At 67.9% G+C, this 18,901-nt stretch carries 15 protein-coding genes; 9 read left to right on the top strand and 6 right to left on the bottom strand.

The window, feature by feature from the left end:
- The first annotated feature begins 36 nt into the window (after window positions 1-36).
- The gene (glk, locus tag AZC_RS23560) at window positions 37-978 is read left to right on the top strand and encodes a glucokinase (RefSeq protein ID WP_012173118.1); all 942 of its coding nucleotides are present in this window, start codon (window positions 37-39) and stop codon (window positions 976-978) included.
- A 33-nt stretch (window positions 979-1,011) separates the two neighbouring features.
- Here the strand turns inward: glk and AZC_RS23555 are convergent, their stop codons facing one another.
- On the bottom strand, window positions 1,012-1,875 hold the full coding sequence (locus AZC_RS23555) for a LysR substrate-binding domain-containing protein (protein WP_043879811.1): 864 nt from the start codon (window positions 1,873-1,875) through the stop codon (window positions 1,012-1,014).
- 95 nt (window positions 1,876-1,970) lie between these two features.
- Here AZC_RS23555 and AZC_RS23550 point away from each other — a divergent pair, with 95 nt between their 5' ends.
- Window positions 1,971-2,870: a DMT family transporter gene (locus tag AZC_RS23550; protein ID WP_043879810.1), complete on the top strand. Its 900-nt coding sequence runs from the start codon at window positions 1,971-1,973 to the stop codon at window positions 2,868-2,870.
- 3 nt (window positions 2,871-2,873) lie between these two features.
- On the opposite strand, the gene AZC_RS23545 is transcribed toward AZC_RS23550, so the two are convergent.
- Complete coding sequence (locus AZC_RS23545; RefSeq protein ID WP_043879809.1) at window positions 2,874-3,629, bottom strand: RluA family pseudouridine synthase; 756 nt, start codon at window positions 3,627-3,629, stop codon at window positions 2,874-2,876.
- Window positions 3,630-3,908: 279 nt separating this feature from the next.
- On the opposite strand from AZC_RS23545, the gene AZC_RS23540 reads away from it, so the two are divergent.
- Both AZC_RS23540 and AZC_RS23535 read left to right on the top strand, forming a co-directional pair.
- Window positions 3,909-4,820, top strand: a complete 912-nt coding sequence (locus AZC_RS23540; protein ID WP_043879808.1) for a DMT family transporter — start codon at window positions 3,909-3,911, stop codon at window positions 4,818-4,820.
- A 109-nt stretch (window positions 4,821-4,929) separates the two neighbouring features.
- The gene (locus tag AZC_RS23535) at window positions 4,930-5,796 is read left to right on the top strand and encodes a type 1 glutamine amidotransferase (RefSeq protein ID WP_012173113.1); all 867 of its coding nucleotides are present in this window, start codon (window positions 4,930-4,932) and stop codon (window positions 5,794-5,796) included.
- A gap of 214 nt (window positions 5,797-6,010) precedes the next feature.
- On the opposite strand, the gene AZC_RS23530 is transcribed toward AZC_RS23535, so the two are convergent.
- The 4 genes from AZC_RS23530 to AZC_RS23515 all read right to left on the bottom strand — a co-directional run bounded on the left by AZC_RS23530 (window position 6,011) and on the right by AZC_RS23515 (window position 11,650).
- A complete protein-coding gene (locus AZC_RS23530) occupies window positions 6,011-8,008 on the bottom strand; it encodes an acetyl/propionyl/methylcrotonyl-CoA carboxylase subunit alpha (RefSeq protein WP_012173112.1) in 1,998 nt (665 codons plus the stop codon).
- The gene (locus AZC_RS23525; protein WP_012173111.1) at window positions 8,005-8,781 is read right to left on the bottom strand and encodes an enoyl-CoA hydratase/isomerase family protein; all 777 of its coding nucleotides are present in this window, start codon (window positions 8,779-8,781) and stop codon (window positions 8,005-8,007) included. Before AZC_RS23525 ends, AZC_RS23530 begins: the two co-directional genes overlap by 4 nt.
- A gap of 452 nt (window positions 8,782-9,233) precedes the next feature.
- The gene (locus tag AZC_RS23520; protein ID WP_012173110.1) at window positions 9,234-10,841 is read right to left on the bottom strand and encodes a carboxyl transferase domain-containing protein; all 1,608 of its coding nucleotides are present in this window, start codon (window positions 10,839-10,841) and stop codon (window positions 9,234-9,236) included.
- Window positions 10,842-11,014: 173 nt separating this feature from the next.
- Window positions 11,015-11,650 (bottom strand): TetR/AcrR family transcriptional regulator, encoded by a 636-nt coding sequence (locus AZC_RS23515; RefSeq protein WP_012173109.1) that lies wholly within the window; start codon window positions 11,648-11,650, stop codon window positions 11,015-11,017.
- Window positions 11,651-11,996: 346 nt separating this feature from the next.
- On the opposite strand from AZC_RS23515, the gene AZC_RS23510 reads away from it, so the two are divergent.
- The 5 genes from AZC_RS23510 to AZC_RS23490 all read left to right on the top strand — a co-directional run bounded on the left by AZC_RS23510 (window position 11,997) and on the right by AZC_RS23490 (window position 18,775).
- Entirely contained in the window at window positions 11,997-12,809 is an 813-nt protein-coding gene (locus AZC_RS23510; protein ID WP_070097016.1) for an ABC transporter ATP-binding protein, read from the top strand.
- 8 nt (window positions 12,810-12,817) lie between these two features.
- Window positions 12,818-14,776: a long-chain fatty acid--CoA ligase gene (locus AZC_RS23505; RefSeq protein ID WP_043879807.1), complete on the top strand. Its 1,959-nt coding sequence runs from the start codon at window positions 12,818-12,820 to the stop codon at window positions 14,774-14,776.
- A 661-nt stretch (window positions 14,777-15,437) separates the two neighbouring features.
- The gene (locus AZC_RS23500; RefSeq protein WP_043879806.1) at window positions 15,438-16,331 is read left to right on the top strand and encodes a branched-chain amino acid ABC transporter permease; all 894 of its coding nucleotides are present in this window, start codon (window positions 15,438-15,440) and stop codon (window positions 16,329-16,331) included.
- Window positions 16,331-17,401, top strand: coding sequence for a branched-chain amino acid ABC transporter permease (locus tag AZC_RS23495; RefSeq protein WP_012173105.1), 1,071 nt, complete (start codon window positions 16,331-16,333; stop codon window positions 17,399-17,401). Before AZC_RS23500 ends, AZC_RS23495 begins: the two co-directional genes overlap by 1 nt.
- A gap of 87 nt (window positions 17,402-17,488) precedes the next feature.
- On the top strand, window positions 17,489-18,775 hold the full coding sequence (locus AZC_RS23490) for an ABC transporter substrate-binding protein (RefSeq protein WP_012173104.1): 1,287 nt from the start codon (window positions 17,489-17,491) through the stop codon (window positions 18,773-18,775).
- Window positions 18,776-18,901 lie beyond the last annotated feature (126 nt).

Raw genomic sequence — 18,901 nt, 5'->3', positions numbered from 1 at the left:
GCGTTAGTTTGCCCCCCGTATGGTGGAGTATCCTGGATGGTATCGACCGCATTGCTTGCAGACATCGGGGGCACCTCGGCCCGCATCGCGCGCGTCGATGCCGGCGGCCAGCCGTATGACATCCGCGTGCTCGCCGGGGAGGACTTTCCCAATCTGGAAGCCCTGTTCGGGCATTATTTCGAACAGACCGGCGGCACCCGTCCCGATGTCGGCGTCTTCGCCGTGGCCGGACCGGTGGATGGCGATGACGTGCGCCTGACCAACCGCGACTGGCGCTTCCAGCGGCCGGCGCTTGCTGCGGCACTGGGTCTCGGCCAGCTCGCCGTGTTCAACGATTTCGTCGCGCTGGCGGAGGGTGTGCCGACCCTGGGCCGCGCCGACCTTGTGCAGGTGGGCACCGGCAAGGCCGTGGAGCGCGCGCCCATTCTGGTGTGCGGCCCCGGCACGGGCCTCGGCACCGCCCTGCTGCTGCCGCAGGAGGCCGGCTACCGCGTGCTGCCCAGCGAGGGCGGCCATGCCCGCTTCGGCGCGGTGATGGCGGATGAGGCGCGCATCCTCGCCCATCTGGTGCGCGATCTCGGCTCGGTGAGCGTGGAGGCGGTGCTGTCCGGCTCCGGCCTCGTGCGGCTGCACGCGGTGCTTTCCGGCGAGCAGTGCTCCTCGCAGCACATCATCCGGTCCGCGCTGACCGGCAGCGCCGCCGAGCTTGAGAGCTGCAACGTCTTCCTGCGCATCCTCGGCCGCATCCTCGGGGATTATGCGCTGCTGTTCGATGCGCGCGGCGGCGTCTTCATTCCCGGCGGCGTCGCCGCAGCTCTGGCACCGCTGTTCGCGGGCTCGCCCTTCCGGGCGGCCTTCGAGGACCATCCGCCCTATACGGCCCGCCTCGCCACGGTGCCGACCCATGTGGTGGTGCATCCGACCCCCGGCCTTGCCGGGGCGGCGGCCATCGCCCAGCGCCTGCTCGCGGCCACCTAGAGCTGGAGCCACCGATCCCTTGGTGCGCGGTCCTCAGGCTGCCGTGCGCAGGGCGGCCGGGTCGGCGCAGAAGTCCGCCACCACGGCGGCGAGGGCGTCCGCCAGCGGTGGAGCGCCCTCCCGCACGCACAAGGCGAGTTCCGACGGCCCAAGCGGCGGCAAAAGGCCCTCGGGCAGGGGCCGAAGCGCCGGCGTGAGGGCCCGCCGCTCCAGCACCGAGACCGCAAGGCCGCTCTCCACCGCCGCAAGGATGCCCACGAGGTTCGGGCAGTCATAGGCGATGCGCCAAGCGCGCCCAGCCCGCTCCAGCGCGCCGATGGCACGGTTGCGATAGAGGCAGCCCTGCGGAAAGGCGGCGAGCGGCACCGGGTCCAGCACGGGGAGCGGCGCATCGGCGCGCACGGCCCAGACCAATTGCTCGGGCCAGGTGTTGCGCGCACCGCCACGGCCCGGCTCGCGCTTCATCAGCGCCACGTCGAGATCGCCCTGGGCGAGGCTCGCGTCGAGATCGACGCTGAGCCCGCAGCGCACCGCGAGCCGCACCTGCGGATGGGCCGCTGCGAAGGCCGCCACCATGCGCGTGAGGGCGGCAACCGCAATGTCGTCCGGCATGCCCAGTCGCAGCACCATCGCAGGCGGCGCCGACGCGAGCGCCGCCTTCGCCTCCGCGGAGAGGGCGAGGATGCGGCGTGCATAGCCGAGCAGCCGCTCGCCATCCTCGGTGAGGCGCACCTGCCGACCGCTGCGGTCGAACAGGGGCTTGCCGGCCGCCTGCTCCAGCCGCCGGATCTGCTGGCTGACGGTGGATTGCGTGCGGTGGACCCGCTCGCCAGCGCGGGTAAATCCGCCAGCATCCACGACGCTCACGAAGGCATGCAGCAGGTCGAGGTCCAGCATGTGGACTCCATTTAGGTTTCCACTATGAGGCATGAAAACATCGAATTTTTCAATTCATCGCCAATGTGGCTTGGTGGGCGCGAGGAGACGCCCCAATGCCCACGGCCAGACTGACGCCAAGCCGCGCCGCCACATCCCCGCTCGGCGCGACGCCGCTGCTGATCGCGCTGTTCTGCGTGCTGTGGAGTTCGGCCTTCGCCGCCGGAAAGATCGCGCTCGCCGAATGTCCGCCGCTGCTGCTGCTCAGCATCCGCTTCCTGATCGCTGGGGCCATCATCCTCGGCCTGTGCGCGGCGCTGGGCGGCTTCCGGCGGCTCGACGCGCGGGAATGGGCGGCGCTCATCCTCGCGGGCGCGCTGAACAATGCGCTCTATCTCGGCCTCAGCTTCACCGGCATGACCACGGTCTCGTCCGGCTTCACGGCGGTCATCATCTCCGCCAACCCGCTGCTGACCGCGCTGGTCGCTGGGCCGGTGCTGGGCGAGCGGCTCACCCTTCGCAAGCTCGCGGGGCTGCTGCTCGGGATGGCGGGCGTTGCCATCGTGCTGCGCTCGCGGCTCGGCAGCGGGCATGAGAGCCTCGTCGGCACGCTGTTCGTGGTCGGGGGCCTCTTCGCCCTCACCGCCGGCACGCTCGTCTACAAAAGGCTGCGCACCTCGGCGGGGCTCTGGCAGGCGAGCGGCATCCAGTGCCTCGCCGGCGGGGTGGTGCTGTTCCCCGTGGCCCTCGCCACCGAGCCGCTATCCGCCATCCACGTCACCGGCCCGTTCCTCTGGGCCTTCGCCTATCTGGTGGTGGCGGTGTCCATCGGCGGCTACAGCCTCTGGTACTTCATCCTCAACCGCTCCAGCGCCACCGAAGCGACGGCGCTGCACTTCCTCATGCCGCCGCTCGGCCTGTTCTTCGGCTGGGTGGTGCTGGGCGAACACGTGCCGCCGCTGGACTTCCTCGGCGTCGTGCCGATCGCCGCCGGCATCTGGCTCGTGACGCGATAAGTTTCAGTCGAACGCCGTATCGGCCGCGGCCTCGATCGCGGCGCTCTCCAGCCCCAGCGCTGTCAGCGTCTCGACCATGTGCGGCGGCAGGGGCGCGCGGGCGTCGATGGCCGGACCGTTCTTCGCCACCGGCAGGACGATGCGGCGGGAATGCAGATGCAGCATCGGCCCGCCGGGCAGGCGCGAGGCGCCGCCATAGATGCTGTCGCCGAGAATGGGAAAACCGATGTGCGAGAGATGGGCGCGCAATTGATGCGTGCGTCCCGTCACCGGAGAAAGCGCCATCACCGCGAGACCTTCCGTGCGGGCGAGCACCCGCCAGTCCGTCACCGCCTCAAGGCCACCAGGCGTGCCCTTCGGCACCGCCTGCATCCACCAGCCCCGGTGGGGCGAGCGCTTGGCGAGCGGCTGATCGATGCGCCCCGTCTCCTCGGCGGGCGCACCCCGCGTCACCGCCACATAGGTCTTGTCCGCCTGGCCCTCCGCGAACAGGCGGTTGAGCAGGGCGAGCGCCTTGCCGTGACGGCCGAGCACGAGGCAGCCGGAGGTGTCCTTGTCGAGCCGATGGGCCAACTCGGGCGCGCGGGGCAGGCCGAAGCGCAGGCCGTTCAGATGGTCGTGCAGCGTCTCCCCACCCTTGGGGCCGGGATGCACGGGCAGGCCCGCCGGCTTGTCTAGCACCAGCACCATGCCATCGCGATGGAGCAGGCGCGCGGCAAGAGGCGAGACGGGCGGTTCGGAACGGGCGGCCTGGGACATGGAGCAACCGGACAGGGTGGGGATCCGCTCCAGATAGCACGGCCGGCCGCGAAGCGGACCTGCCGGACCCGCGCCATGTGCATGCGGGCGCGCATCTGCATGCAGGATTTGCGGTTTTGCCTCGGCGCCCTGCCCGGTATCGGTTGTTGAAACGATTAAGACTGCGCCGCAGCTGCCGGCCGCTGGGGGATCGATGCCCGACATCCGCCGTTCGTTCGCCTGCGCCGCAGCGGTGCAGCCGCCTGCCCGCCGTTTCGCGGCGGAGGCTTGAGACCAGCCATGTCAGCCGCCACCAAGCCCGCCAGTCGCCGCCTGTTCGGCATCCTGCTCATGTGCCTTGCGGTCTCCACCTTCGCCATCTCGGACGCCATGGCGAAATGGCTCGGTGCCCACATCAATGTCTTCATGGTGGTGTGGGCGCGCTACGTGGTGCACTTCGTCATCGCGCTGGTGGTCTTCAATCCCTGGACGGTGCCCGGCCTGCTCTCCACCCGGCGACCCGTGCTTCAGGTGACCCGCTCGGCCCTGCTGTTCGGCTGCACGATCCTCAACTTCACGGCGCTTCAGTTCCTGCAACTGGACCAGACCGTCTCCATCATGTTCTCGGCGCCCTTCTTCGTCGCCCTGTTCGCCGGGCCGATGCTGGGGGAGTGGGTGGGCGCGCGGCACTGGGCGGCCATTTCGGCGGGATTTGCCGGCATTCTCCTCGTGGCCCAGCCGGGGGCGGGCGGCATCCATCCCGCCGCCCTGCTCTCGCTCTTCTCCGCTGGCTGCTATGCGCTCTACGCGATCCTGACCCGCATGCTTGCGGACACGGACAAGACGCCGACCACCCTGTTCTACACGTCGCTGGTCGGCTCGGTGGTCGCTTCGCTGCCGCTGCCCTTCGCGTGGGAGACGCCGCAGGAGCCGGCCGTTCTGGTGGTGCTGCTGCTGATCGGCCTCGTGGCGGGCGGCGGCCACATGCTGCTCATCATCGCCCACCGCCATGCGCCCGCGGCGGTGCTGGCGCCTTTCCTCTATGTGCAGATCATCGGCATGATCATCCTCGGCTGGGCGCTGTTCCATCAGGTGCCGAGCCTGTGGACGCTGGCGGGAGCGGCCATCGTCATCGCGTCGGGCGTCTATCTCCTGCTGAACGAGCGGCGGGAGCGGGCGCGCGAAACGCTGGAGGCGACGCTGGGGGACTGAGGCCCGCGAGCCTCGCGCACCTCGCTTTGGTCAAAATGCCGCCTATGGTGAGGGATCGGCGCGCTGGTTCCCGCCGCGCTTTCCAAGCTCCAACAGGTTCCTGTCCATCATGTCCGCTCCCCGTCTGCTCGTTGTCGAAGGCAATGTCGCCGAAGCCCGCGCCCGTCAGGTGCGGTTCGGAGGCGAAGCGGCGAGCGAGGGCTATGCGCGGCTGCTGCGGGAAATCCTGCCCACCGCCGTCGTGGACATCTGCTATCCGGCCGACCCGGGCGCCAACCTGCCCGACAGCGGCGGCCTTGCGGGCTATGACGGCATCGCCATCACCGGCTCCTCGCTGAACATCTACAATGGCGGCGAGGAGATCCAGAAGCAGATCGACCTCCTGCGCGCCGCCTTCACCACCGGCACGCCGGTCTTCGGCAGTTGCTGGGGCCTCCAGCTCATCACCACCGCCGCCGGCGGCGCCGTGCGCAAGAACCCGCGCGGCCGCGAGGTCGGCTTCGGCCGCCGCATCCGCGTCACGGACGCCGGGCGCGACCATCACATGTATGACGGCAAGCCCGAGGTGTTCGAGGCCATGACCGTGCATCTGGACGAGGTGGAGACGCTGCCCCACGGCGCGCGGCTGCTCGCCACCAACGACCACTCTCAGGTGCAGGCGGCCGAGTTCAAGGTGGGCGCCAGCACCGCCTGGGGCGTGCAGTACCACCCCGAATATCCCTTCCGGGAAATGGCGGCCATCTTCCGCCGCCTCAGCCCCTCGCTGGTGGCCGAGGGCTTCTTCCTCGACGAGGACGAGGAAAGCGCCTTCATCGGCGACCTCGAAAAGCTGGAGCGCGACCCCGCCAACGCCGCCCTCATCTGGCGCCATGGTGTGGACGGGGCCGTCATCTCCAAGGAACTGCGCACCGCCGAAATCCGCAACTGGATCGCCCACCTCGTGCTGCCGGAACGGGCCCGCCGCGGCCGGGGGTGACTGGGCTCGCGGCTGCGTTTCTTCGCGCCCGGTCTGCCCCCTCCCAACCCTCCCCCGCAGGCGGGAGAGGGCTTTTCTGGCTCGCATGAGGAAGCCGGACGATCTTCCGGGACAACCTGTCAGCTAAGGGGGCAGGTCCCCTCTCCCGCTTGCGGGGGAGGGATAGGGAGGGGGTCCGCGCAAAGCGCGGAGACGGCTGCCCATCTCGCCGCCCTCACCCCGCCTCTTCCAGCACCAGCAGTTCCGCGCCTTCGTCCACCAGATCGCCGGCGGCGAACAGGACGCGGGCGACGGTGCCGTCACGGGGGGCGGTGACGGTGTGTTCCATCTTCATGGCCTCCACCACCACCAGAGCGGCGCCCTTCTGAACGCTCTGGCCGGGCTCCACGGCCACGCGGATGACCGTGCCCGGCATGGGCGCGACGAGGCGGCCGGCGGTGCCGGTGGCGTCGATGGAGGCGCGGCGCGGGTCCACGAACTCGATCAGGCGCTCGGTTCCGCCGGCGAAGACCGTCAGCTTCATGCCGGAGCGCACCACGCGCGCCCGAAGCTTCACGCCCGCGAGGCGCGCTTCCATGGTGCCGTCGGCCTCAAGCCGGCCTTCCACCTCCAGCGTGCCGCCGGGCAGATCGAGGGCAAAGCCCCGCGCGCGATAATGCGCCCGCACCACGAGGCGGGCGCCCCCGTCCGAGAAGGTGAGGTCCACATGGGCGGCGCGGTTGAGCCGCCAGCCGGGGGCGAGGCCCCAGGGTGAGAAGGGATCGGCCGGATCGGTGGCCGTGGCAGAGACGCGCGCCTCCTCCAGCAGGATGGAGAGGGCGGCGAGCGCCAGCGTGCGGTCGTCCAACGGCTCGGGCGCGGGCAGGAGGTCAGCCCCGAAGCGGCCGATGAAGCCCGTATCGAGATCCGCCGCCGTGAAGGCGGGATGATTGGCGATGGCGGCGAGGAAGGCGCGGTTGGTGGGCAGGCCCACCACTTCGGTCGCGGCCAGCGCGGCGGCCAGCCGTCCCACCGCCTCCGCCCGGTCGGCGCCGCGGGCGATGATCTTGGCGATCATCGGATCGTAATGGATGGAGACGCTATCCCCCGCCCGCACGCCGGTGTCGACGCGCACGCCGGGCAGATCATCGGGCAGGCGCAGATGATCGAGCCGGCCCACCTGCGGCAGGAAATCCTTCTGCGGGTCTTCCGCATAAAGCCGCACCTCGATGGCGGCGCCTTCCAGCGGGACATCCGCCTGCGTGAGCGGCAGCCTTTCGCCGCGCGCCACACGCAACTGCCATTCCACGAGATCCTGTCCGGTGATGGCCTCGGTGACGGGGTGCTCCACCTGCAGGCGGGTGTTCATCTCCATGAAGAAGAAGTCCTCGCCCTCGGCAATGAACTCCACCGTGCCCGCGCCCACGTAGCCGACGGCCCGCGCCGCATCCACCGCCGCCTGGCCCATGGCGGCGCGCCGTTCGGGCGAGAGTCCGGGGGCGGGGGCTTCCTCCACCACCTTCTGATGCCGGCGCTGGATGGAGCAGTCGCGCTCGTTGAGATAGACGGCGTTGCCATGGCTGTCGGCAAACACCTGCACCTCGATGTGGCGGGGGCGGGTGAGATATTTCTCGATCAGCACCCGGTCGTCGCCGAAGGCGTTGCGGGCCTCGCGCTGGGCGGAGGCAAGAGCGTCGGCGAATTCCCCCGCCGAGGCCACCACCTTCATGCCCTTGCCGCCGCCGCCGGCGGAGGCCTTGATGAGCACGGGATAGCCGATGCGCGCCGCCTCGGCGGCCAGCAGGGCGGGGTCCTGATCCTCGCCGTGATAGCCGGGCACGAGGGGCACGCCCGCCTTCTCCATCAGCGCCTTGGCCGCGCTTTTGGAGCCCATGGCGCGGATGGCGGATGCGGGCGGGCCGACGAAGGTGATGCTGGCCTCAGCGCACGCCTCCCCAAAGGCGGCATTCTCGGAGAGGAAGCCGTAGCCGGGGTGAATGGCATCCGCGCCGCTCGCCTTTGCGGCGGCGATGATGGCGTCGATCTTCAGATAGCTCTCGCGGGCTGGGGCGGGGCCGATGGGCCAGGCCTCATCGGCCGTCTCCACATGGAGCGCGTGGGCGTCCGCTTCCGAATAGACGGCCACGGTGGCGATGCCCATGGCCCGCGCGGTGCGCATGATGCGGACGGCGATTTCGCCCCGGTTGGCGATGAGAAGCTTGCGCAGGCTCATGCCTGTCCCCAGTTCGGCTTGCGTTTTTCGAGGAAGGCAGAGAGGCCCTCGCGCCCGTCCGCGCTGGCGCGCTGATCGGCGATGCGGCGGGCGGTGTCGGCAATGACCGCTTCAGACAAGGGTTGATCCACCGCCGCCACCAGCGCCTTGGTGGCTTTGAGCGCGGCGGGGCTCGCCGCCTTCAGTGCCTTCAGGTGGCGGGCAATTGCGGTATCGAGATCAGCGGCCGGCACCACCTCATGGATGAGACCGAGCGTGCGGGCGGCTTCGGCCGAAAAGCGTTCGGCGGTGAGGAAATAACGCCGCGCCTGCCGGACCCCCATGGCCCGCACCAGATAGGGGCTGATGACAGCCGGGATGAGGCCGATGCGCACTTCCGTGACCGCAAACTCGGCCTCGGGCACCGCCACCGCGATGTCCGAGCAGGCAATGAGCCCGATGGCGCCGGCGAAGGCCGAGCCGTGGACGCGGGCCAGCGTCGGCTTGGGCGCGGTGTCGATGATCTGCATGAGCCGGCCGAGCTTTTCGGCGTCCGCCAGATTCTCATCATGGGAGTAGCCGGCCATGCGGCGCATCCAGTTGAGATCGCCGCCCGAGCAGAAGGAGGCACCGTTGGCGGCGAGCAGGATGGCGCGCACCGCTGGGTCCGCGATGGCGCTTTCATAGGCCCGCGTCAGCGCGGCGATCAGCGCGTCATCGAAGGCGTTGTGCACCTCCGGCCGGTTGAGGGTGAGGACGGCGACGCCGTCTTCGAGGGCAGTGAGGAGGCTCATGAGGCGCCTCTTTCGGGAACGGGAGCGGGAGGCGAGGGGTGCATGGTCAAGTGGAGAGCGTCATACCCCCCTCCCCAGCCCTCCCCCTCAAGGGGGGAGGGGGCGCGGTGCGCGGGGGAAGAGGCGGGATGCTGTCCGAGAGAGGCGGGGGAACCCTCCCCCCTTGTGGGGGAGGGCAGGGAGGGGGGTAGGGCCGGTTCCGCAAGAGCGCGATGGCGCGATTGGGGACGCTGCAATGGGCGTCCACTTTTGACACAGAGTGTCCTCCTGCCCCCTCCCCAGCCCTCCCCCGCAAGCGGGAGAGGGAGCCAGTCTCGCGAGCGGGGAGAGGCGGCGGGTAGAAGACAGACAGCGCCGCTTGCGTGCCGGAAAAGCCCTCTCCCGCTTGCGGGGGAGGGTTGGGAGGGGGCCGGCGGCGGGCCGGAGGGCGGGAGAGCGTTCAACGCCGCCCCTCACATGCGGAACACGCCGAAGCGGGTGTCGCGCTCCGGGGCGTTGAGGGAGGCGGAAAGCGCGAGCGCCAGGACCATGCGGGTGTCGGCGGGGTCGATCACGCCATCGTCCCACAGCCGCGCCGAGGAATAATAGGGATGGCCCTGCACCTCGTATTGCGCCTGGATGGGGGCCTTGAAGGCGGCTTCCTCCTCCGGGCTCCAGCTGCCGCCGCGCCCCTCGATGCCGTCGCGCTTCACCTGCGCCAGCACATTCGCCGCCTGCTCGCCGCCCATCACCGAGATGCGGGCGTTCGGCCACATCCAGAGGAAGCGGGGATCATAGGCCCGGCCGCACATGCCGTAATTGCCGGCGCCGAAGGAATTGCCGATCACCACCGTGAACTTCGGCACGCTGGCGCAGGAGACGGCGGTGACGAGCTTGGCGCCATCCTTGGCGATGCCGCCGGCCTCATATTTCCGGCCCACCATGAAGCCGGTGATGTTCTGGAGAAAGACGAGCGGGATATTGCGCTGGCAGCACAATTCCACGAAATGCGCCCCTTTGAGCGCGCTCTCCGAGAAGAGGATGCCGTTGTTGGCGATGATGCCGACCGGATAGCCGAAGATGTGGGCGAAGCCGGTCACCAGCGTCTGGCCATAGAGCGGCTTGAACTCGTCGAACTCGGAGGCGTCCACGATGCGGGCGATGATCTGGCGCACGTCGAACGGCTTCTTCGGGTCCTGCGAGACGATGCCGTAGATCTCCTCCGCATCGTAGAGCGGGGGGCGCGGCGGGCGGATCTCCAGCCCATGGGATTTGCGGCGGTTGAGCCCGGCGACGATGGTGCGGGCGATGCCGAGGGCATGGGCATCGTTCTCCGCCATATGGTCGGCAACGCCCGAGGTGCGGGTGTGCACGTCCGCGCCGCCCAGTTCCTCCGCCGTCACCACCTCGCCGGTGGCCGCCTTCACCAGTGGCGGGCCGCCGAGGAAGATCGTGGCCTGGTTCTTCACCATGATGGACTGGTCGGCCATGGCGGGCACATAGGCGCCGCCCGCCGTGCATGAGCCCATGACCACGGCGATCTGGGCGATGCCCTCCGCCGACATGTTGGCCTGATTGAAGAAGATGCGGCCGAAATGCTCGCGGTCCGGGAACACCTCGTCCTGATTGGGCAGGTTGGCGCCGCCGGAATCCACCAGATAGAGGCAAGGCAGGTGATTCTCCCGCGCGATGGACTGGGCGCGCAGGTGCTTCTTCACCGTCATGGGGAAGTAGGTGCCGCCCTTCACCGTGGCGTCATTGGCGACGATCAGGCATTCGCGCCCCGACACGCGGCCGATGCCCGTGATGAGACCGGCGGCGGGCACCTCGTCCTCATACATGCCGTGGGCGGCGAGCTGGGAGAGTTCGAGGAAAGGCGAGCCGGTGTCGAGCAGGGTGCGGATGCGATCGCGCGGCAGGAGCTTGCCGCGCTTCAGGTGGCGCTCACGGGCCACCGCTCCGCCGCCCTCGGCAATGCGATCCACCGTGGCGCGCAGGTCCGCGACGCTGGCGGCGAGCGCCTCGCGATTGCGCCGATAGGCCTCCGAGCGGCGGTCCACCGCATCCTCGATGATCGCCATGCGCGTCCTCGCCCTGATGTCGTTGCGCAGAAGACGGGCATAGCCGCCGGCAGGGTTGCTGCCGGTGCCTCGGGGTCCTGTCTCCTCCGGTGCCGATCTGGCGTCGGCATGAGAAACGATCGTACGTTTTTTTCATCGCCCCGCAAGGGGCATGTAGGGTGTGTGCCGGAGGCTCAGGCGCGCCGGCGCCGCGCGTCCGGCACGGCAGCGGGCAGCCCGGTGAGGGCGACGCCTCCGGTGACGAGATCCGTATAGATGGTCACCAGCTCATCCTGACTGAGCCGGCCATCGGGCCGGTACCACATGCAGATGCCGGTGAGCATGGAGATGATGGCATAGGTGGAGACCCGCGAATCGGTGACCTTGAACAGGCCCCGTTCCGCACCCTCGCGCAGGATGGCGTCGAGCAGGCCCTCATAGCGCCGGCGCATGGCGACGATTTCCGCCCGGTGCTCGGCCTCGAGGCTGCGGATCTCCATGTTGGCGATGAAGACGTGGGCCATCCGCGTCATATGGTAGCGCAGGTGGAAGCCCACATAGGCCCTGAGGCGATCCATGGGATCGCTGAGGCCGTCCAGCGCCTCGGAAACCTTGCTGAGCAGATCCTCCATATGGTCGCGGACAATGTCGAACAGCAGGCTCTGCTTGTTGTCGAAATATTTGTAGAGCGAGCCCGATTGCAGCCCGACCTCGGCGGCGAGCTGGCGCAGGCTCATGGCCTCATAGCCATGCTGGTAGATGAGCTTCACGCCCGCCTGCCTTATGGCCTGCGCCGTGCGTGCCCCGTTTGAACCCACTGTCCGCGCCATCGCGCCTTTCGCCCCGGCGGTTCGCCCCGTGAAAGGGACTGTCCGTCCTTGCTTTGGACCCCGGCCCGCCGCTCCGCCTGCTTGCGGCGCCAGGCGCGCGGGTATTGGATAGGCCTGCGCGTCAGCGTCGCAGGTGGGTGCTACAGTGCGCGCCGGAACGCCGCAGTGCAAGACATGACGGTGCGGTTTCGGGCTTGACCCGATCAAAAAAAGAACGTTCGATTGTTTCAATCAAAGCCCGGCGCATGACCGGGCCAAGGCGCCCAACGCCAACTTGAACGGGCGCCAAAACGGGGGAGACGCACGGCAAAAATGGCCGGCGCACCTCCGACACAGGGAGGACGGCTTGGGCACCACGCTACTCGACGTGCGTGACGTCTCGCTGCGCTTTGGCGGCCTCAGGGCGCTGAGCGACGTCTCGTTTTCCGTGGAGAAGGGCGAGCTCTTCTCCATCATCGGCCCCAATGGCGCCGGCAAGACATCGCTGCTGAACTGCATTTCCGGGCGCTATTCGCCGAGCGAGGGGAAGATCTTCTTCGGCGGACGCGACATTACGCGCCTGAAGCCCAACCGGCGCGCCGCCATCGGCATCGGCCGCACGTTCCAGAACCTGGCCCTGTTCCACCATATGAGCGTGCTCGACAACATCATGGTCGGCCGCCACCACCTCCTGAAGAACAATTTCCTCACCGGCGCGCTCTACTGGTTCGGCGGGGCGCAGAAGGAAGAGCTGGAGCACCGCCGCAAGGTGGAGGATGTCATTGATTTCCTTGACATCCAGCATGTGCGGAAGGCGACCGCCGGCACGCTCTCCTACGGTCTGCGCAAGCGGGTGGAGCTGGCGCGCGCGGTGGCTCTTGAGCCCGAACTCATCCTCCTCGACGAGCCCATGGCGGGCATGAACCTCGAAGAGAAGGAGGACATGGCCCGCTACATCGTGGACCTCAACGAGGAATGGGGCATGACCATCATCATGATCGAGCACGACATGGGGGTGGTGATGGACATTTCGCACCGCGTGATGGTGCTGGATTTCGGCCGCAAGATCGCCCACGGCCAGCCCGCCGACGTGCTGGCGGACCCGCATGTGCGCAAGGCCTATCTCGGCGAGGAAGACCCCGAGATCGAGCCCGCCACCCCTCAGGCCCTGTCCGCGTGAGGCCGGCCATGACCACGGCACATGCCCTGACACAAGCCTATCCGGATGTCTCCGTTCTCGACACTTTTCCCAAGCTGCTCGCCCACAATGCGGCTGCCCATGGCGGTGATGTGTGGCTCCGAGAGAAGAAGTTCGGCATCTGGAACGCCTTCACCTGGGCCGAAGTCGAGGCGCGGGTGCGCCACATGGCGCTCGGCCTCACGGAACTGGGCGTCGGCCCTGGCGACGTGGTGGCACTCATCGGTGACAACCGGCCCGAATGGCTGATGGGCGAGATCGCCGCCCATGCGGTACGGGGGATGTCGCTCGGCATCTACCGCGACGCGCTGGCCGAAGAGGTGGCCTATCTCATCACCTATGCCGGCGTGCGGGTGATCTTTGCCGAGGATGAGGAGCAGGTAGACAAGCTGCTCCAACTGGGCGAGCAGATCCCGACCGTGCGGCACATCGTCTATTCCGATCCGCGCGGCCTGCGCAAATATGACGATCCGCGCCTTGTGGCGCTCTCCGAGATCGAGGCGCGCGGTGCGGAACACGCCAAACGGGAGCCGGGACGCTACGGCGAACTGGTGGCGGCGGGGCAGGGCACCGACGTCTCCATCCTCTGCACCACTTCGGGCACCACGTCCCATCCAAAGCTTGCCATGCTCACCGGCGGGGCTCTGGTGCGCCATTGCGCGGCCTATCTGAAGGCCGATCCACGCGGGCCGCAGGATGAATATGTCTCCGTGCTCCAGATGCCCTGGATCATGGAGCAGATCTACGCCTTTGGTCAGGCGCTCATCTCCCGCATGAAGGTGAACTTCGTGGAGGAGCCGGAGACCACCATGGCCGACATGCGGGAGATCGGCCCCACCTTCGTGCTCTTTGCCCCCCGCGTGTGGGAGCAGATCGCCGCTGATGTGCGCGCCCGCATCATGGATGCTTCGCCCCTCAAGCGCGCCATGTTCGATTACGGCATGAAGCTCGGCCTCAAGGCGCTGGATGAAGGGCGCCGCTCGCCGGTTGCAGACTTCCTGCTGTTCCGCGCCCTGCGCGACCGGCTCGGCTTCTCCCACCTCACCTCCGCCGCCACCGGCGGGGCGGCGCTGGGGCCGGACACCTTCCGCTTCTTCCTCGCCCTCGGCGTGCCCATGCGCCAGCTCTATGGCCAGACGGAGCTGCTCGGCGCCTACACGCTGCACACGGCGGACGACGTGGATTTCGACACGGTGGGCAAGCCGTTCGAGGGCGTGGACCTGCGCATTGACGATCCCGACCCCAACGGCCTCGGCGAGATCGTGACCCGGCACGGCAATGCCTTCGCGGGCTATTATCTCAATGAGGAGGAGACCGCGAAGTCGCTCGATGCGGAAGGCTGGCTGCGCACCGGCGATGCCGGCTATTTCGACAAGCGCGGTCACCTCGTCGTCATCGACCGGGTGCGCGATCTCGCCCGCACGGCGCAGGGCGACCGCTTCTCTCCGCAGTACATCGAGAACAAGCTGAAATTCTCGCCTTACGTGGCCGAGGCGGTGGTCCTGGGCGATGGGCGCGAGAGCCTCGCGGCCATCATCTGCATCCGCTTCCCCATCGTCTCCAAATGGGCCGAGAAGAACCGCATCTCGTTTACCACCTACACCGACCTTTCCTCCCGCCCGGAGGTGACGGAACTGATCCGCGCCGAGGTGGAGCAGGTGAACCGCACGCTGGCGGAGAAGCAACGCCTCTCGCGCTTCGTGCTGCTCTACAAGGAACTGGATGCGGACGACGGCGAACTGACCCGCACCCGCAAGGTGCGACGCGGCGTCATCAACGAGCGCTATGGCGAGATCATCGACGCCATGTATCGCGGCGACCGCAAGATCGACGTGGACACCACCATCGCCTTCCAGGACGGCACCAAGCAGCGCATCCGTACCGTTCTGAACGTGACCCATCTCACCGACGCGCCTCCGGCGGGCGCGGGCAAGAGGAGGGCGGCGTGATGGGGGGCGCGAGGGATGCGGACGCGATCGGGCGCGCGGGGCCGGATGCTCCCGGTCCTTGGTCCCGCGTTCTCGGCCGGCCGTCCTACCCCCCTCCCCGGCCCTCCCCCTCAAGGGGGGAGGGGGCGCGGCACTCTGGCTTGGGCGTACGCAACGCGGGTGTGGGCGCGCGCCCTGTCATCCCTCACTTGGCAAAACCCTCCCCCCTTGAGGGGGAGGGCAGGGAGGGGGGTAAGACGCCCTCCGCTGTGGTCGGCTTGGAGGTAGATGCGGTCCATGGCCCCGCGCCATCGGGCAACCAGTGGGCGCTTGCCAACCCGTCCGCCATTTCCCCCTCCCAACCCTCGTCCGCAAGCGGGAGAGGGCTTTTCCGGCGCTCGCGGCCTGTCGCGGGCGCATTCAGCCGCCTCGTACTTGGCAACACGCTGGCCGCATTTGTCCCCGGCCCTGTCCGGGCGGGCCATAACTCCCTCTCCCGCTTGCGGGGGAGGGCTGGGGAGGGGGCAGACCGGGCGCGCCACGCCCCATGCCCCCACGGCGCAGTTGGGCGTGCGTCAAGCGCAGCACCCCAGGTCGCGCCGTTCCCGCCCCCCGTCTCCCGACCGAGCATGACATCCGCATCTCTCCTGATCCTCCGCGTCCGCGCTCTGGAGCCTGCCCGATGACGTCTCCGCTGCTGCTCCAGCTCATCATCAACGGCCTCATCATCGGCACGCTCTATGGCGTGGTGGGCATGTGCTTCGTGCTCATCTACAAGGCCTCGCAGGTGGTGAATTTCGCGCAGGGTGAATTCCTGCTCATCGGCGCCTGGGCCTGTTGGTGGCTGCTCACCTACTGGCAGATCCCCTTCATCTGGGGCTTCCTCATCTCCATCGCCTTCATGATGGTGTTCGGCCTCGCCCTTCAGGTGCTGGTGCTGCGCCCGCTCATCGGCGAGCCGATCATTTCGGTGATCATGGTCACCATCGGCCTGTCCATCTTCTTCCAGGCGCTGATGAAATGGATGTTCGGCACCTTCGCTCAGCCCTTCCCGCCCATCTTCCCGGTTGCGAAAGTGGAGATCCTCGGGCTGCAGGTGCAGAGCGCCTATCTCATGTCCACGGGCGTCAGCCTCGCGATCATGGTGGGATTTGCCTGGTTCTTCAAATATTCCCGCATCGGCCTTGCCATGCGGGCCACCGCCTTCTCCCAGCAGGTGGCGCAGTCACTGGGTATCTCTGTGCGCCAGATGTTCGCGCTCTCCTGGGGCATCTCGGCCTCGGTCTCGGCCGTGGCGGGTGTCGTCGTGGGCATCGTCAACGGCGTGTCGTCGGCGCTGTCCTACTTCGGCATCAAGGTGTTTCCGGCGGTCATCCTCGGCGGGCTCGATTCCATCCTCGGCGCGGTGGTGGGCGGGCTCATCATCGGCCTGCTGGAGAACATCGCCCACTATTTCGACAGCCAGTTCCTGAAGTGGGGCAATCTCTATGAGATCGCGCCCTTCTATGCCCTGATCGTCATTCTCATGATCAAGCCTTACGGCCTGTTCGGCACCCGCGACATCGAGAGGGTCTGATGGCGACCACAAGCCTGCGCCCCTGCGGCGACTACCGCTCCAGCTATCGCGCCGACCAGACGCTGTTCGACACCCGCCTCTCCATGCTGTTCTGCGTGGCCGGCGTGGTGGCGCTCGCCTGCGCGCCGCTGGTGCTCTCCAGCTATCTGCTGAGCCTCCTGATCCAGATCGGCTATCTCGGCATCGCGGCGCTCGGCCTCAACATCCTGGTGGGCTTTTCCGGCCAGATCTCCATTGGACACGCCGTCTTTTACGGCTTCGGCGGCTTTGCCTCCGCCTTCCTCGCCGAGCATGGGGTGCCGGTGCCGCTCGCCATCATCCTCGCCGGCCTCTGGACCACGGTGGTGGGCCTGCTGTTCGGCGTGCCCGCGGCGCGGGTGAAGGGGCTCTATCTCGCCATCGCGACGCTGGCGGCCCAGTTCATCCTGCAGGACTTCTTCGTGCGCGCCACCTGGTTCACCGGCGGCTCGGCCGGGGCGGTGGCGGCACCCTTCACAATCCTCGGCTTCGACATGTCGGGCGACCATCGCTATTTCTACGTGGTGCTCGTCTTCTTCGTGGTGCTCTATCTCGGCGCCTCGAACCTGATGCGCAGCCGCGACGGGCGCGCGCTCATTGCCGTGCGGGACCATTATCTCTCCGCCGAGATGATGGGCGTGAACCTCACCAAATACCGCACCATGGCCTTCGGCATCTCCTCCTTCTATGCCGGCATCGCCGGCGCGCTCTATGCGCACTACATCGGCTACATGTCGGTGGAGGGGCTCGACATCCTCTTCTCCATCCAGTTCCTGGCCATGATCATCATCGGCGGGCTGGGGTCGGTGATGGGATCGCTGTTCGGCACCATCTTCATGGTGCTGCTGCCGGAGCTGACCGGCGCGCTCGCTGGCGCGCTCCAGGGCAGCGCCATCGACAAGGCGCTGCATCTGAAGGACGGTATCACCTATCTGCGCGAAATGCTGATCGGCGCCGTCATCATCCTGTTCCTGATCTTCGAGCCGGATGGGCTCGCCCACCGCTGGCGGCAGATCAAGGCTTACTGGAAGCTCTATCCCTTCTCCTACTGATCCGTGCATCATGAGAGTGAGCCGACACCGGGGCGCCAACAGACCATCGGGCCGGCACGAGGAAACGCCACAGAGAGGAACCACCCCATGAGGATCGCCGCTTTATCGCTCGTCTCCGCGCTGGCCCTCACCGTCGCAGCGCCAGCGCTCGCCCAGCAGACCATCAACATCGGCCATCTGGCGGACTATTCCGGCGGCACGTCGGACGTCGGCCAGCCCTACGGTCAGGGCGTGCAGGACACCATCGCCTGGATCAACAAGAATGGCGGGGTGAACGGCAAGACCATCAATTCCGACTTCAATGAATATGGCTATCAGGTGCCGCGCGCCCTGGCTGCCTTCAAGAAGTGGACGTCCGGCTCGGACAAGGTGGTGGCCATCCAGGGCTGGGGCACGGCGGACACCGAGGCGCTGGTGGCGCTCGTGACCAAGGAGCAGATCCCCTATTATTCCGGCTCCTACTCGGCGACGCTGACCGACCCCACCGGCAAGGGCGGCCCCAAGAGCGAGCGCGCCGCGCCTTATAACTTCTTCTACGGCCCGTCCTATTCGGATGCCGCGCGCGCCATGGTCCAGTGGGCGGCGGATGACTGGAAGGCCAAGGGTGGGCAAGGCAAGCCCAAGTGGGTGCACATGGGCGCCAACCACCCCTATCCGAATTCGCCCAAGGCGGCGGCGGAAGCCTATGCCAAAGAGCTGGGCTTCGAGGTGCTGGAGCCCATCACCTTCGCTCTCACGCCCGGCGACTATACCGCCCAGTGCCTGACGCTGAAGCAGGCGGGCGCCAATTACGCCTATCTCGGCAACACCGCCGGCTCCAACATCTCTGTGCTCAAGGCCTGCGAGGCGGCGGGCGTGAAGGTGCAGTTCCTCGGCAATGTCTGGGGCATGGGCGAGGAAGCCATGAAGGCCGCGGGCACTGCCGCCAACGGCGTCGTCTTCCCCGTGCGCACCGCCGTCACCTGGGAGGGCAGCGCGCCCGGCCTTGCCACCTTCAAGGACATTTCCAAGCAGTCCGATCCTTCGGGCAATGCCTACCGCTCCGTGCATTACATGACGGCGGTCTGCACCGTGCTCTACATGAAGGAGGCCATGGACTGGGCCGACAAGAATGGCGGCGTCACCGGGCCGAAGATCGCCGAGGGCATGTACCAGAAGAAGGACTGGGTGCCGAAGGGTACCGAGGGCGTGTGCAACCCCTCCACCTGGACCGCCACGGACCATCGCCCCACCATGACGGTGGATCTCTATCGCTCGGTGGTGAGCGGACCCACCGATGCGCCGCTGGCGGACCTCGTGAAGAGCGGCACCATCAAGCTGGAGAAGGTTGCCACCATCAACCTGCCCCGCAAGTCCGAGCTGCTGGGCTGGTGAGCCTTCGCTCGACGAGGAGAGCCCTCGCGGCTCGACATGGCCGGGCTTGTCCCGGCCATCCACGCCGCTCCGCCTGGCGCAGCCCCCTCCCCAACCCTCCCCCGCAAGCGGGAGAGGGGGCTCGTT

Origin of the sequence: Azorhizobium caulinodans ORS 571 (genome assembly GCF_000010525.1) — a bacterium.
Lineage (GTDB): Bacteria > Pseudomonadota > Alphaproteobacteria > Rhizobiales > Xanthobacteraceae > Azorhizobium > Azorhizobium caulinodans.
The sequence above is the reverse complement of the archived record's forward strand: the minus strand, read 5'-3'. Positions and strand labels throughout refer to the sequence as shown.

What these genes read in the sequence shown, in the direction of transcription:
- glk (WP_012173118.1), top strand. Translation starts at nt 37, where the DNA reads ATGGTATCGACCGCATTGCTTGCAGACATCGGGGGCACCTCGGCCCGC.
- AZC_RS23555 (WP_043879811.1), bottom strand. Translation starts at nt 1,875, where the DNA reads ATGCTGGACCTCGACCTGCTGCATGCCTTCGTGAGCGTCGTGGATGCT.
- AZC_RS23550 (WP_043879810.1), top strand. Translation starts at nt 1,971, where the DNA reads ATGCCCACGGCCAGACTGACGCCAAGCCGCGCCGCCACATCCCCGCTC.
- AZC_RS23545 (WP_043879809.1), bottom strand. Translation starts at nt 3,629, where the DNA reads ATGTCCCAGGCCGCCCGTTCCGAACCGCCCGTCTCGCCTCTTGCCGCG.
- AZC_RS23540 (WP_043879808.1), top strand. Translation starts at nt 3,909, where the DNA reads ATGTCAGCCGCCACCAAGCCCGCCAGTCGCCGCCTGTTCGGCATCCTG.
- AZC_RS23535 (WP_012173113.1), top strand. Translation starts at nt 4,930, where the DNA reads ATGTCCGCTCCCCGTCTGCTCGTTGTCGAAGGCAATGTCGCCGAAGCC.
- AZC_RS23530 (WP_012173112.1), bottom strand. Translation starts at nt 8,008, where the DNA reads ATGAGCCTGCGCAAGCTTCTCATCGCCAACCGGGGCGAAATCGCCGTC.
- AZC_RS23525 (WP_012173111.1), bottom strand. Translation starts at nt 8,781, where the DNA reads ATGAGCCTCCTCACTGCCCTCGAAGACGGCGTCGCCGTCCTCACCCTC.
- AZC_RS23520 (WP_012173110.1), bottom strand. Translation starts at nt 10,841, where the DNA reads ATGGCGATCATCGAGGATGCGGTGGACCGCCGCTCGGAGGCCTATCGG.
- AZC_RS23515 (WP_012173109.1), bottom strand. Translation starts at nt 11,650, where the DNA reads ATGGCGCGGACAGTGGGTTCAAACGGGGCACGCACGGCGCAGGCCATA.
- AZC_RS23505 (WP_043879807.1), top strand. Translation starts at nt 12,818, where the DNA reads ATGACCACGGCACATGCCCTGACACAAGCCTATCCGGATGTCTCCGTT.
- AZC_RS23500 (WP_043879806.1), top strand. Translation starts at nt 15,438, where the DNA reads ATGACGTCTCCGCTGCTGCTCCAGCTCATCATCAACGGCCTCATCATC.
- AZC_RS23495 (WP_012173105.1), top strand. Translation starts at nt 16,331, where the DNA reads ATGGCGACCACAAGCCTGCGCCCCTGCGGCGACTACCGCTCCAGCTAT.
- AZC_RS23490 (WP_012173104.1), top strand. Translation starts at nt 17,489, where the DNA reads ATGAGGATCGCCGCTTTATCGCTCGTCTCCGCGCTGGCCCTCACCGTC.